Consider the following 12,261-nt stretch of genomic DNA (forward strand, 5'->3'; position numbering starts at 1 on the left):
TAATCGTTTCAAGAGGGTAGACGCGCGAGGCAACGATATTTGGCTAGAAGCGACATACAACCCTGTGCATGACACTGAGGGAAAGCTTTCTAAGGTCGTGAAATTCGCAAGCGTGGTTACCGACCAGGTCGCCCGCGAGCAAGAAGTGAAGGATGCAGCTGGCGTTGCGTATTATGTCTCCCAGCGAACCGACTCGAGCGCAGAGCGTGGAGCCGTAGTAGTGACGCGGACTGTCGATACCATGCGTAGCATCGCCGAACAGATGAAGTCAGCTTCCGAAAGCATCGAGGCTCTCGGTAAGCAATCTGCTTTGATCAGTTCGATTATTCAAACTATTGGCGGTATCGCTTCACAGACCAATCTGCTCGCCCTCAATGCGGCGATCGAGGCAGCGCGGGCCGGCGAGCACGGTCGAGGTTTCGCCGTAGTTGCCGATGAGGTGCGCAAGCTTGCGGGCCACACCAGCTCGGCAACCGAGGAGATCGTTGGCGTTGTCCAACAAAACCAAATGCTGGCTGATCAAGCTGTGAACGAAATGTTTAACAGCCGTGGCAAAGCAGAAGAGGGTTTAGTATTAGCCAACGAAGCAGGTGCCGTCATCATGGAGATTCAAGAGGGCGCTAAGCAGGTAGTTGGCGCAGTAGGCCGATTTGCGAATGAGGTCCGGTAGTCTGTCGGTCTTTAATGCATGCGCTGTCCTCGCCGAGAATGCGTTCATCGTTTGAGAGGGGAAGACGCCGTAGTTGGCGCGCAATGTTCTGGTGAGCTATTAATTCGTGGCTGATTCGACCTGGTGGAGGTCGCCATGACACTGAAAAGCGATACTGAGGCCCTTGCCTCGATCGAGGAAGAAGCTCAGGCAATGCTGAAAAAGATCGGTTTGCCGGACGACCAGATGAAGAAAGACATGGTCATCTGCTTGCGCCAGATCATCTCGATTGCCCGCTACCGAAAAGGCCTGGGCGGCAACCCTCTCGTTCAATAGGGCAAGGCGCTGGCGGGCAGCGCCGGTGGGTCAAGCGGCAGCAGCTTCCGAAACTTTGACTTTCCAAGGATCGTTTGAGCGAGCAAGTGCAGCCATCGGCGGTGGGCTAACGCTATTGCCACACATATGCACCTGCTCGGTCTTGGTGAACGGCTTGCCGTCGGCACCCTTGTCGATGATGTAACTGACCGGGAAGCCCTGGGCTCGGTAGTGCTCGTGCGGCTGCAGCATGCGCAGGCAGATGTCGACGATGACGTAGGGGGTGCCCTTCACGAAGACGGTGACCAGGCCCAGGCGGTCCTTGGTGGTCACCGTGGGCGTTGGCGAATTGCAGGCGCTGATGTTCTCCGTGCCGTAGTAGCTGATCAGGAACGCGGCGACGCGCAGAGCGCCTTCCTCGTGCTCTGGAGACAGCTTGTATTCGACTAGGGCGTGATGCTCGGCGCCGGCGGTCATGGTCGGTACCGGCTCATCTGCTGCCCGTCCTACGCAGTTGCAGCGGAGCGTGGCCAGGCTGGCCGTTACGAGGCGCTGCTGGCTGCCGGTGTTGGTGACCGTGGTCAGTGGCTCGTCTGCACCCTTGGCCGGAGTTGGGTTGAAGCCGCCGTTGGCTTGCTCGATGAATGCAGTGACCAGGGCGCGGTGGTTCTGCGTCATCAGCGTGCCCATTGGTTGATCAGCTGGCGCAGGCTTGCCGGCATACACAGGCCCACCGGCCCCGATCATGACTGGGCTGGCCATCAGTTCGCCGCGATTGGCTGCAGTTACCGTTGGCAGTGGATCACGCGGGTTATTCACTCGGTCGGCGCCTTGGTGCGTTGCTGGAAGAATCACTGGGCTTGTCACGGCGAAGGATCCGCCGCGGGGCCAGGATGTGACAGTGCGCAGCGGCTCATCTGCCGACTGGGCGAGTTCGCCCGACCCCTTCGCAATGGGCACGATGAAGGGCTGCGGGTTGTCGATCACGAACTTCTTCATATCCTTGGCCACTCGGCGCAGCGTGGCGTCGGCCAGCGCCTTCTTGCGCCCGAAGATGCTCTTGCTCGGCACGCTGCAGTCGATGCAGTCTGCGGCTGTGCGCCACTTCTGCTGGCCTGGGTTCTTGGCGTGGGTCGGCTCTGGCCACACGATGGGCTGGCCGTCGCAGCGGGCGATCATGAACAGGCGTTCCCGGCTGGTTGGCGCGCCGAAGTCTCAGGCCTTGATGATCTGCCATTCCACCTGGTAACCCATCCCTTCGAGCAGGTGCACAAACCGGCGCCAAGTGATGCCGCGCCGCTTCGGGTCGGGCACCAAGAACTGCTGTTGCACTGGAACGCGCTCGCCGATGTCGGCCACGGTGCCGTCCAGCTTCATCACCCGGCCAGTGGCCCTGTCGCGCTTCGCCATCTGCGGGCTCCACTACAAAATCTGCTTCACGTTCTCCAGGCTGATCACCCGCGGCTTCTTCTTGCCTGCCCACTTCAGGCCGCTCCTCTCATCGTCTTGCGGATCGAAGCCAAGGCCGTACTGGGTTTTGAAGTCGAGGTGGTTCTTTTTCTGAAATGCAGACATGGGCGGTCCTCGCCGCAGAGGCGTTATCGTTGAATAGGGGAAGGCGCTGGCGGGCAGCGCCGAATTGGGCTATTGCTTCGATCTCGGTCAATCCACTCAAGGAGCGTTAGATGAAGCGACTAATGATTGGTGCTTTGCTGGCGGTGTCGGGCGCGGCTCAGGCTGGTATTCCGCTGGTGAATGCCACGTGCCCAGGCAACATCGAGGTACACGCCGACAAGGGCGGCCCGATTTACATCAATGGCAAGGAAGGCAAGCTGAAGAAGTTCAACGAGAACTACTTCGAAGCCAAAGGCAGTGGGGTGACAATCTCATTGTCGATCAACCCGGATGGCTCGCCTGATGTCTCGTATACCGGGAAGAACCGGGCCAACGGGATTTGCCAGGTGAAAAGCGAAGGCTCCTGAGGCGCTGGCGGGCAGCGCCAGTTTGTTCAGGTAGTTGGGGTGTGCTATTCGGATATGGTTGAACCAGGAGAACTCTAATGAGATTTCTCATCGTTTTCGGAATTGCTCTAGCAGCCGCCCAGTTGGTTGGCTGCGGTGAAAAGGTGGAGGCGCAGCCGCAGGCCAACGTTGCTCCTAGTGCTTGCGGATGTTCTGACCAGGCAAACCTGATTGCGAATAAGCACGCCGTATACAATTGCAATTGTGGTGCGATGCAATGCGTCGTCGCATTTTCAGCAAATGGAACTGGCGGCCCCTTGGGAGAAGTGGCGTTGCAGTGTAAGTAGATCGTTATTGTGCCGCTGATTGTCCGGCAGCGCCGGAGGGTCAGACTGCAAGGCGCTTCTTATCGGCGCGGCCCTTGGCCTGGTGCAGCCGAAGCGTTTCTTTGTAGCTGGCCTTGGCCGCTTTCATGGTCGGCGCCCACTCACCGGCGACCTCAAGAGTTTCGTAGGGCGACCAGTGCGCGAAACGGGTAGGCCGGCGATGCTCGCAGTAGGCACTTCCGCGTGGGTATCGGACCATACGGTATTCGTAGTTCCCCCAGTTGCCGCGCTGTTGGATTTGCGGTTGGTTGATGCCGAGGAAGTGGGCGAAGCCGTCGTAGTACTCGCACTCGTCCAGGTAGGCGTGGAACTTGGTGCGCTTAGCCGGCGGAGGGGGCGGTGGCAGCTTGTCCAGGGCGAACTGCTTTCCCTCGTCCGTGGCGCGATACACCACCTCGTCCTCCGAGCAGAAGGCCGGGGCCTTGCCGCGTGTCATCAGGCCGGCCGCCACCAGCAAATCCAGGTTGTTCGAGTCATCGTAGCCTGGACTAGTGAGGACGTGGTTGCGGCTGATGCTGCGGCGGTCAGAGCGCTCAGCGCACAGGCCCAGGGTGCGCCAGAGCAGGCCAAGCTGCTTCTCGGTGGCTTCGATCATGGCTATTTCCCTTGTTCAGGCAGCGTATCGAGTCCGCAATGCTGCGGCGATACGAGGGTCCGATTGAATCTCGGCGTAGGCAAGCGCTATCTGGTGCTTGTGCTCTCGCCACGCTTGGTGCGCTTCTGAAGCGCTGGCGTGATATCCAAGAAACTCGTGACGGCCAGTGAAAGGGTTTCTGCATGTTGTTTGTGCGTTCGATTGCCAAGCCAGCTGATCCAATCGCCTGAGCATTCTCGCGAGGAGGTGTACATGAGCAACGTGACACGCCTGCGCCACGTATTGCCGCTGTCGACCGACGTGGTGGTCGCTACCAATGCGCTCGACACCGCGCTGATCAAGGCGATTGATGTTGCCAAGGAAGCCGGACTTGCGCAGGGGCTGCTGGTTGGCCTGCTGCATGGGCACGCGCACGGCGAGTCACATAGAATGGTCGCTAGGTGAAGATTACGAGATTTTTGCGCTAGCGCTTGCCTGGAGTCGATAGCGTGTGAAGTAGGTGCCGTCGATTTCAACTTCTCCGTCGGGGCGAAACCCTAGGCGAAGCACACCTTTGATTCGAGTTCTGGTAGCTGGGAGCAATATGGTAATTGACTCCAAGCCCAGCTCTTGGAAAGCGCGCTGCTCTATCTCATCGAATATCATTCTGCCAAGCCCCCAGTAATCTGGGTGAAGCACTAAAGCAAGATCAGCGTCACCGTCTTCATGCTGCAGGCCACCCCAGCCGGCGAATTTATCTTCCACGAAAAATGCCCAGGGACCGTATCCATTAAGGTCCCATTGGGCCTCTTTTTGAGCGACCCATGCCTTGCACTTGCTTTCGTCAAAGTCTGGACGCCCCAAGGGCATTTGACGTAAGACATCAGGGTTATTGTTGAGCGCGATGATGTCCCCGATGGAGACGTCGCTGAGACGTCTGAAATGTATTCGCATGATTTGCCTTGCGGGTGAGTTGACCTCACCAATACAGTCAACGCGCCACCATTTCAAGCTGCAGGTGACCGATGAGTAGACCAATGCCTCCAGCTGACTTGCTCCAATCTCTGTGGCTCACACTATGCCCTGCCACCGGTGTGTGGGATTGGGTCCAGAGCGAGATCCTCGCAGAGACCGGCAGCATCCATAACCCAGAGCATACCCACCTCATCGACGCCAACGTCGGGGTGCTGTGGGCATCGACGGGGTTCGCCAAGCAGGGGGCAGTTGGCCGACATGCTGGAGTTTGCTGAGGCGGCTACGTACTGATGCTGTTGGCGCCACGAAGAATTCGCAGGTCGCTACGCGGAACGCTTCCGTAGGATGCGAAAGCAGCCCCGTGAACTTTGCGGCACTGGCTGCAATGGCAGTGAGTCATCTGCTCCACGCTCGGCACTGCCTCTTCGAATGAGATGGCCGTGTTAAGCACGATGGGCGCGTAGATGATCTGGATCTCTTCTGCATCCTCTGGTCTGGCGACACGAATCTCGATTCCGCTATGCATCCGGCTGCCCCAAGCTGTTCAGGTATTCTACTACTTCGTTAACGGTGCTGCGCGCAGTACGGGTGACGCCGATCAACGTCGCCGAGGCCAGGCCGGTCCAGTCGCCATATCCGACCAGCCAGAGGCGCGGCTCGCGAATAGAGCGCCCCTCATCAACCTCGACCCTACCGTAGTCATCCAGCACGTCCAGTGCCTTCAGGTGATCCAGCGCCGGTCGGAATCCAGTACACCAGACCACCGCATCGACCTGGGCTTTCTCACCATTTGGCCAGACGACCCCATCCGGCGTGAATGAGGTGAAAGGCCTTACAGCACGAAGGGCCCCGCGCTCGCGAGCCCGGACTACTGAGGGCACCATGACGATATCGCCAAGCCCACCGACCGGTGCGTCGATAACACGGCCCTCCTGTTGAGCCTTGAGGCGCTCGGTAGCCCGTTCGAACAACACCCGACCATCGACGTCATCAGGCAGAAACGCCGGCTCCTCCGTGGTTACCCACGTTGCGTCGGCGACCTCGGACAGCTCTGCATAGATTTGCGCCCCCGAGTTGCCACCACCAACGACCAGCACGCGCTTTCCTTCGAAAGCCTCTGGTGACTGGTAATGGGCGGAGTGAATCTGCTGTCCCTGGAACAGCTCTATCCCCGGATAGGCCGGAACATAGGGGTTGCTCCAGGTCCCCGTTGCGCTGATGACGACACGAGCCTCCCAGTCGCGGTCCTTCGAGCGTACACGAAGGCCACGCCCGGTCCGCTCCACTGACGTGACGCTAACGGGTCGAGCGATAGGGAACCCGTATCGCGCCTCGTACTGCTCCAGATAGCTGACCACGTGATCCCTATCGGGATTACCTTTGGTGACTAGCGGCATCGGCCAGCCCGCGATCGAGCTCCATGCGGAGGGTGAGAACAGCGTCAGCGAGTCCCAGCCATGGCGCCACGCCCCGCCCGCAGCCTCTTCGGCGTCGAGCAGCAGGAACGACAACTTGGCCCGCTTCAGAAAATAGGCCACCGTCAGTGCGGACTGCCCGCCGCCAATCACGATGACATCGAGTAGTTCGCCTTCGTTGACCATGATTTCTCCTTTCCGGTTAAAGCGCTCAGACTTCGCCAAATTGATTGATGTAGTCGATGTGCGCGGGCTTCTGAATCGCACGGGGCCGCAGTTCCTGGACCCACTTGATTGCCTCATTACGTGGCATTCCGGATTCGGTCAACAGGCGGGCAGCGAACAGGCCGGTGCGGCCGGAGCCGCCCTTGCAGTGGATGGCCAAGGCCTTGTTGGATGCGAGCAAAGCGTCCAACTGGTGGCGGATCTCTCCCAGCCGTGCCTCGAAGTTTTCATCCGGGGCCTGATCATCCTCGATCGGTAACTGGTACCACTCCAACCCATGCTGCTTGGCCGCGACGCCAAGCTCGGCAACGCTGTTTTCCTGAAGCTCTGTATCCGACATCAGGGTAACCAGCGCCACGGCACCGGCCTGCTTGATCGTATCCAGGCTTTCAGCAAGAGTGCTGGACTGGGTGCCCGGACAAGGCGTAAAAATCAGCACGCCCGGAGCATGGGGCAACGATTTCGATGAGTAAGGATGCGACATGCTCATGACCTCAAATAGACCGAATATTGACTCTCTTGGATAGTTCTTCCGCCGACTCTTTGCGCTCGGAGTAGCGGTCTACCAAATAATCCTGGCGATCACGCAGCAGCAGCGTGAACTTGGTCAATTCCTCCATCACGTCGACCAGTCGATCGTAGAAAGAAGACGGCTTCATGCGCCCGGCTTCATCGAACTCCAGGAAGGCTTTCGGCACCGACGACTGATTTGGGATGGTAAACATACGCATCCAGCGGCCAAGCACGCGCAGTTGGTTCACCACGTTAAAAGACTGCGAGCCTCCGCAAACCTGCATCACGGCGAGTGTCTTGCCCTGGGTTGGGCGAACGGCACCCATGGCCAGCGGTACCCAATCGATCTGCGCCTTGAAGACAGCACTCATTGAGCCGTGACGCTCGGGCGAGCACCACACCTGGCCCTCGGACCATTGCATCAGCTCGCGCAGTTCCAGCACCTTCTCGTGGGAGTCCGGAGCGTCATCCGGCAGTGGCAGGCCGGAAGGGTCGAAGATACGGGTTTCGGCGCCGAACTCTTCCAGCAGGCGCGCAGCTTCCTGGACCATCAAGCGACTGAATGAGCGTTCTCGGGTCGATCCGTACAGCAGCAGGATGCGCGGTTTGTGTGTGGAAGGATCCTTCGGCGCCAGCCGCTCCAGCGACGGCAGATCAATCAGTTCAGGTTGGACATTTGGCAGGTGGTCGTTCATTTCGGTCTCCATTGATTCAGGGCCTACAGCGCACCGATGCGGGCAAGTTCGGCTTTCAGTTGGTCCTGGCTCAGTTGCGAGAAAGGCAGCGCAAGGAAGGCGCGTACGCGCTCATCGATCTTCGCAAGTGTGGTTTGGAAGGCTTCTTCGATTTCTGCCTCACTCCCGGTGACCGCCGAAGGGTCGGCCAGGCCCCAGTGGGCTTTGAGCGATGGACCGAAGAAGATCGGGCAGGCTTCGCCAGCAGCGCGGTCGCACACGGTGACAACGATGTCGGGAGGAGAGCTCTCGAAGGCATCCGAGGCCTTGCTTGAAAGACCAGCGGTGGGGATACCGGCGGCTTCCAAGGTTTTCAGTGCCCGCTCATTGACCTTGCCGCTTGGGAAGCTGCCCGAGCTCACAGCATCCATACCCTCGGGGGCCAGATGATTGAACAGCGCCTCGGACAGAATGCTGCGGCAGCTGTTGTGGGTGCACATGAACAAGACTTTCATCAAGTATCTCCGGTTCAAAAGCTCAGGCGGATGGCCAATGCGGCCAAGGTGGCAAGCAGGATCGGCAGCGTCAGGACGATGCCGGTGCGCAAGTAGTAACCCCAGGTGATGACGATGTTCTTGCGGGCCAGCACGTGCAGCCACAGCAAGGTGGCCAGGCTGCCGATGGGGGTGATTTTCGGACCGAGGTCACAGCCGATGACGTTGGCGTAGATCATGGCCTCGCGCACAATGCCGGTGGCTTCGGCAGAATGGATCGACAAGGCCCCTACCAGCACGGTGGGCATGTTGTTCATGACCGACGACAGGCCAGCGGCGAGCAGCCCCGTCCCGAGGGATGCGCCCCAGATCCCGTAGCCGGCGAAGACATTGAGGATCTGCGTCAGGTACTCGGTGAGGCCGGCGTTACGCAGGCCATAGACCACGAGGTACATGCCAAGTGAGAACACCACGACCTGCCAAGGCGCGTCCTTGAGCACCTTACGGGTAGAAATAACGTGCCCGCGCGCGGCGATCAGGTAGAGGATCAGCGCACAGGCAGCAGCGATGGCGCTGATCGGAACGCCCAGCGGCTCGATGGCGAAGAAGCCAACCAGCAACAGCGCAAGCACCCACCAGCCGGCAACAAACGTCGCCTTGTCGCGGATAGCGGCCTCGGGAGCCTTCAGTTGGTCGAGTTCATAGCTACGCGGCAGGTCCTTGCGGAAGAACCACAGCAGCATTCCCAGGGTGGCGGCGATGCTGACAAGGTTCACCGGCACCATGACCGAAGCGTACTCGCTGAAGCCAATGCCAAAGTAGTCGGCGGAAACGATGTTCACCAAGTTGGACACCACCAGCGGCAAGCTCGCGGTATCGGCGATGAAGCCCGCCGCCATGACGAATGCCAGCGTCGCCGCCGGAGAGAAGCGCAGGGCCAGCAACATGGCGATGACGATCGGGGTCAGGATCAGTGCCGCACCGTCGTTAGCGAACAGCGCCGAGACGGCGGCGCCCAACAGGATGATGAAGGCGAACAGCTTGCGGCTGCTGCCATTGCCCCAGCGGGCCACGTGCAATGCCGCCCACTCGAAGAACCCCGCCTCATCCAGCAGTAGGCTGATGATGATGACGGCGATGAAAGTGGCGGTAGCGTTCCAGACAATCTGCCAGACGACGGGGATATCGGACAGGCTAACCACGCCCGCCAGAAGCGCCACGATGGCCCCCAGTGCGGCGCTCCAGCCAACGCCCAGGCCTTTGGGCTGCCAGATGACGAGAACGATCGTCACCAGGAAAATCAAAAATGCGATCAGCATGGCTACAACTCAATCAGCGAAGGGAAGTCTCAAGCACAGGCAACAGGGCTCTGCGGCCGCTCGCCCATTTCGGCAAGGCGCAATGCATCGGGGCTCAACCATTCCTGGTTGGCATCGACCACTCCCTTCAGCATCGCGTCCACCCACTGAGGCAGTTCGGGATGCAGTCGGTAGTACACCCATTGACCCTTGCGTCGATCCATCAGGATTCCAGCCTCGCGCAACTGGGCAAGATGCCGGGAGATCTTCGGCTGGCTCAGCTCCAGCGCGTGGGTAAGTTCGCAGACACAGAGTTCGCCTTCACGGGCGATCAGCAGGGTCATCCGGGCCCGGGTGTCATCAGCCAGGCATTTGAAAACGATGGGGGGATTCAGTGTTTCCCGCATGTGACCTCCTGGGTAATGCGTGTACGGCAATATCTGGATGTCCGAATATATGCTTAGTCAAATATTCGGTAAAGCAGATATCTATAATTGCCGCGCCTTACGGGACGTCACTGCGGCCTACGAAAGATGTCGAACTGAATCGCCGTTGCAGTTGTGCTATCACCCAATCAGGAAATGGATCGGGATCGAGCCTCTGATGCGGCCTTGATCGCAAGGCTTGAAAGGTAGCGGGTACCTTATTGGTTTTGCTGCGCAAGCCCGGTCCAGCCATCCCGCATGCCAGCGAACACGTTCAAGATTGGGCATACCAAACGCACCATGCGGTTCGCCTTGTCTGCAAACTGATGAGGGCGTGTCAAATTGATGTCTCACGATGACAGTGGAACGTACCCACGATGACTAACGAGGCTTTTGCCCCTTTCCAGCATTTGGCCGCTGACTTACTGAAGCATTTACCCGCTGACCACTCAGACGGCTCCCACGACCTGTCCCACATCCATCGCGTGTGGGTCAACGCGCAACGGATACAGCATGTAGAAGGCGGCGACCTGGAAGTGCTGCTTGCAGCGGTTCTGCTGCATGACTGTGTTGCAGTAGAAAAGAACTCGCCCTTGCGCGGGCAGGCGTCAACGCTGTCGGCACAGAAGGCGACGTCAATCCTGGCTGACATGGGATGGCCCACGCAGCGCATCGACCAAGTGGCGCATGCAGTCAAAACCCACAGCTACTCGGCAGGCATCGAACCACTCACCCTTGAGGCCAGAATTCTCCAGGACAGTGATCGCCTGGACGCCATCGGTGCAGTGGGTATCGCCCGGTGCTTTTACGTATCCGGGCGCATGGGGGCGGCGCTGTACGATTTCGAGAACCCCGCTGCACTGGGTCGGGAATATCAGGACACGACTTATGCGATCGAGCACTTCCATACCAAGCTGCTCAAGCTTGCTTCAGGCTTTAAAACCTGTGAAGGCGCTCGCCTTGCGGCTGAGCGGCATGCGCGGGTTGAGGCGTATCTTGCGGACTTCATGGAGGAGGTCGGAACTGGGGGATATGGCTAGACGTGCGTGAGTTCCTGTGGATTTTGATGTGCCTCTGGAACGTGCTTGCTCCACGGCCTTGTAGACGGCGTCATGGTTTTCCAGAAAGGCCATTTCCTTCAGTTTTATCTTGAGCGACGAGATTTTCTTCACTGAGCTCACAAAATCTTGAGATCTGACGATTACGCCGACTTTTTCTTCAGTTTCCAGAGGGCTTTCGGGGATTGATCAGTGGCCTGCATGCGCCTGCCTTGAGTCGTGTGGGGCTGCTGACATCTAGCGCCGCCCTCACGGCGCTTCGCGGGGCAAACTCGCTCCCACATTTGTTGCAACGTGCCGAACATGACAGGCCTCGAAACTGACCCGCGCCGGAAGTCTTCGTGCAGAAGATTGCCTGCTACAAGGACCGCCAGCGCCCATCGATCCATCCCACGCGTGGGGAGCCGCCGATCCCGTGGGCTACAGGTTGAATTTCAACTCGTAGGGTCTTGCCCCAACACCTTGCTCAACGCCACGCGTGCATCTTCAAGCTGTACCAGCGATGCATGCCGCGCCCCGAGCGCGTCGCCGTTCTGGATAGCCGTAAGAATCGCCTTGTGCCGGGGCAGGGCGAGCTGATCAAAGTTCGGCCGCTGGTTGGAATAGCGCACCGATTCGCGCAGGGCCATCGACAGCATGTTGCACAGGTAGGCCAGCAAGTCGTTGTGGGTGGCGTCGGCGATGCGGGCGTGGAAGTCCAGGTCGGGTTGCAGGCGCTCTTCATGGGTGCGCGCGGCTTCCATGCGCTGGTAGGCCTCGCCGATCGACTCGACATCCTCGGCAGTGGCGTTGGTGGCGGCCAGTGCGGCGGCGGCGGGTTCGATGACCCAGCGTACGCTGGACAAGGTGTTGAAGAAGTCTTTCTGCGGGGTGGCCTGCATCAGCCAGTGCAGCACGTCGGGGTCGAGCATGTGCCAGTCATGGCGGGGCCGCACCAGGGTGCCGACTCGCGGGCGGGCTTCGACCAGGCCCTTGGCGGTAAGGGCGCGCATCGCTTCGCGAAACACCGGCCGGCTGATCGCGTAGCTTTCGCACAGGCTGGCTTCGGAGGGCAGCTTTTGCCCAGGTGCGAGTTGGCCGGATACGATTTGCAGGCCGAGGTCCTGGACCAGGGTGGCATGCATGCTTTTGCGCGTGGTGGGCTGGCGGTAGTTCATGTGGGGCGCGGGTGGTCCTTCGGGCGGGGTGGGCATCATAGCATTAGTGGTTGAGTGGCGGCCTTTGTTCGGGGGGGGGCGCTGTTTTGAGATGTTTGGGCGGCAGGTGGTTCGACGTGGCATGTGCAGCGCTCGATCTCAC

General features: G+C 59.6%; 15 protein-coding genes and 3 pseudogenes. 7 read left to right on the forward strand and 11 right to left on the reverse strand.

The window, feature by feature from the left end:
- Window positions 1–670, forward strand: a 670-nt coding sequence (locus PM2_RS31435; protein WP_042132621.1) for a methyl-accepting chemotaxis protein, incomplete at its 5' end; no start/stop codon positions are given.
- Between the two features lie 135 nt (window positions 671–805).
- Complete coding sequence (locus PM2_RS28675; RefSeq protein ID WP_028700039.1) at window positions 806–985, forward strand: hypothetical protein; 180 nt, start codon at window positions 806–808, stop codon at window positions 983–985.
- Window positions 986–1,015: 30 nt separating this feature from the next.
- Here PM2_RS28675 and PM2_RS28680 read toward each other — a convergent pair.
- Window positions 1,016–2,539: pseudogene (locus PM2_RS28680) on the reverse strand (DNA cytosine methyltransferase).
- Between the two features lie 110 nt (window positions 2,540–2,649).
- Here PM2_RS28680 and PM2_RS28685 point away from each other — a divergent pair.
- Entirely contained in the window at window positions 2,650–2,946 is a 297-nt protein-coding gene (locus PM2_RS28685; protein WP_026020376.1) for a hypothetical protein, read from the forward strand.
- Between the two features lie 77 nt (window positions 2,947–3,023).
- A complete protein-coding gene (locus PM2_RS30920) occupies window positions 3,024–3,272 on the forward strand; it encodes a hypothetical protein (RefSeq protein ID WP_019097566.1) in 249 nt (82 codons plus the stop codon).
- A gap of 40 nt (window positions 3,273–3,312) precedes the next feature.
- Here the strand turns inward: PM2_RS30920 and PM2_RS28690 are convergent, their stop codons facing one another.
- Window positions 3,313–3,906: a hypothetical protein gene (locus PM2_RS28690; protein WP_028700040.1), complete on the reverse strand. Its 594-nt coding sequence runs from the start codon at window positions 3,904–3,906 to the stop codon at window positions 3,313–3,315.
- Between the two features lie 252 nt (window positions 3,907–4,158).
- Here PM2_RS28690 and PM2_RS28695 point away from each other — a divergent pair, with 252 nt between their 5' ends.
- A complete protein-coding gene (locus PM2_RS28695) occupies window positions 4,159–4,350 on the forward strand; it encodes a hypothetical protein (RefSeq protein ID WP_028700041.1) in 192 nt (63 codons plus the stop codon).
- A 3-nt stretch (window positions 4,351–4,353) separates the two neighbouring features.
- Here PM2_RS28695 and PM2_RS28700 read toward each other — a convergent pair whose 3' ends face one another.
- Window positions 4,354–4,839, reverse strand: coding sequence for a GNAT family N-acetyltransferase (locus PM2_RS28700; protein ID WP_028700042.1), 486 nt, complete (start codon window positions 4,837–4,839; stop codon window positions 4,354–4,356).
- An 83-nt stretch (window positions 4,840–4,922) separates the two neighbouring features.
- Between PM2_RS28700 and PM2_RS31720 the strand changes: the two are divergent.
- Window positions 4,923–5,111: pseudogene (locus PM2_RS31720) on the forward strand (putative metallopeptidase); the annotation flags it as partial.
- 35 nt (window positions 5,112–5,146) lie between these two features.
- Here PM2_RS31720 and PM2_RS32165 read toward each other — a convergent pair.
- The 7 genes and pseudogenes from PM2_RS32165 to PM2_RS28740 all read right to left on the reverse strand — a co-directional run.
- Window positions 5,147–5,260 (reverse strand): annotated as a pseudogene (locus tag PM2_RS32165) (GFA family protein); the annotation flags it as partial.
- Between the two features lie 118 nt (window positions 5,261–5,378).
- On the reverse strand, window positions 5,379–6,461 hold the full coding sequence (locus PM2_RS28715; protein ID WP_033741154.1) for an ArsO family NAD(P)H-dependent flavin-containing monooxygenase: 1,083 nt from the start codon (window positions 6,459–6,461) through the stop codon (window positions 5,379–5,381).
- A gap of 25 nt (window positions 6,462–6,486) precedes the next feature.
- A complete protein-coding gene (locus PM2_RS28720; protein WP_029380184.1) occupies window positions 6,487–6,990 on the reverse strand; it encodes a phosphatase domain-containing putative toxin in 504 nt (167 codons plus the stop codon).
- A 4-nt stretch (window positions 6,991–6,994) separates the two neighbouring features.
- Window positions 6,995–7,708: an arsenical resistance protein ArsH gene (gene arsH / locus PM2_RS28725; protein WP_023048559.1), complete on the reverse strand. Its 714-nt coding sequence runs from the start codon at window positions 7,706–7,708 to the stop codon at window positions 6,995–6,997.
- Window positions 7,709–7,731: 23 nt separating this feature from the next.
- The gene (locus PM2_RS28730; protein ID WP_016711238.1) at window positions 7,732–8,202 is read right to left on the reverse strand and encodes an arsenate reductase ArsC; all 471 of its coding nucleotides are present in this window, start codon (window positions 8,200–8,202) and stop codon (window positions 7,732–7,734) included.
- 14 nt (window positions 8,203–8,216) lie between these two features.
- Window positions 8,217–9,500 (reverse strand): arsenic transporter, encoded by a 1,284-nt coding sequence (locus tag PM2_RS28735; RefSeq protein WP_016711237.1) that lies wholly within the window; start codon window positions 9,498–9,500, stop codon window positions 8,217–8,219.
- A gap of 29 nt (window positions 9,501–9,529) precedes the next feature.
- Window positions 9,530–9,886 (reverse strand): metalloregulator ArsR/SmtB family transcription factor, encoded by a 357-nt coding sequence (locus tag PM2_RS28740; RefSeq protein ID WP_016711236.1) that lies wholly within the window; start codon window positions 9,884–9,886, stop codon window positions 9,530–9,532.
- A gap of 395 nt (window positions 9,887–10,281) precedes the next feature.
- Between PM2_RS28740 and PM2_RS28745 the strand changes: the two genes are divergently transcribed.
- The gene (locus PM2_RS28745) at window positions 10,282–10,944 is read left to right on the forward strand and encodes an HD domain-containing protein (protein ID WP_028700045.1); all 663 of its coding nucleotides are present in this window, start codon (window positions 10,282–10,284) and stop codon (window positions 10,942–10,944) included.
- A 452-nt stretch (window positions 10,945–11,396) separates the two neighbouring features.
- On the opposite strand, the gene PM2_RS28750 is transcribed toward PM2_RS28745, so the two are convergent.
- Window positions 11,397–12,119: a FadR/GntR family transcriptional regulator gene (locus PM2_RS28750; protein WP_016711234.1), complete on the reverse strand. Its 723-nt coding sequence runs from the start codon at window positions 12,117–12,119 to the stop codon at window positions 11,397–11,399.
- Between the last annotated feature and the right edge of the window lie 142 nt (window positions 12,120–12,261).

The organism is Pseudomonas monteilii NBRC 103158 = DSM 14164, from assembly GCF_000730605.1.
GTDB classification, from domain to species: Bacteria; Pseudomonadota; Gammaproteobacteria; order Pseudomonadales; family Pseudomonadaceae; genus Aquipseudomonas; species Aquipseudomonas monteilii.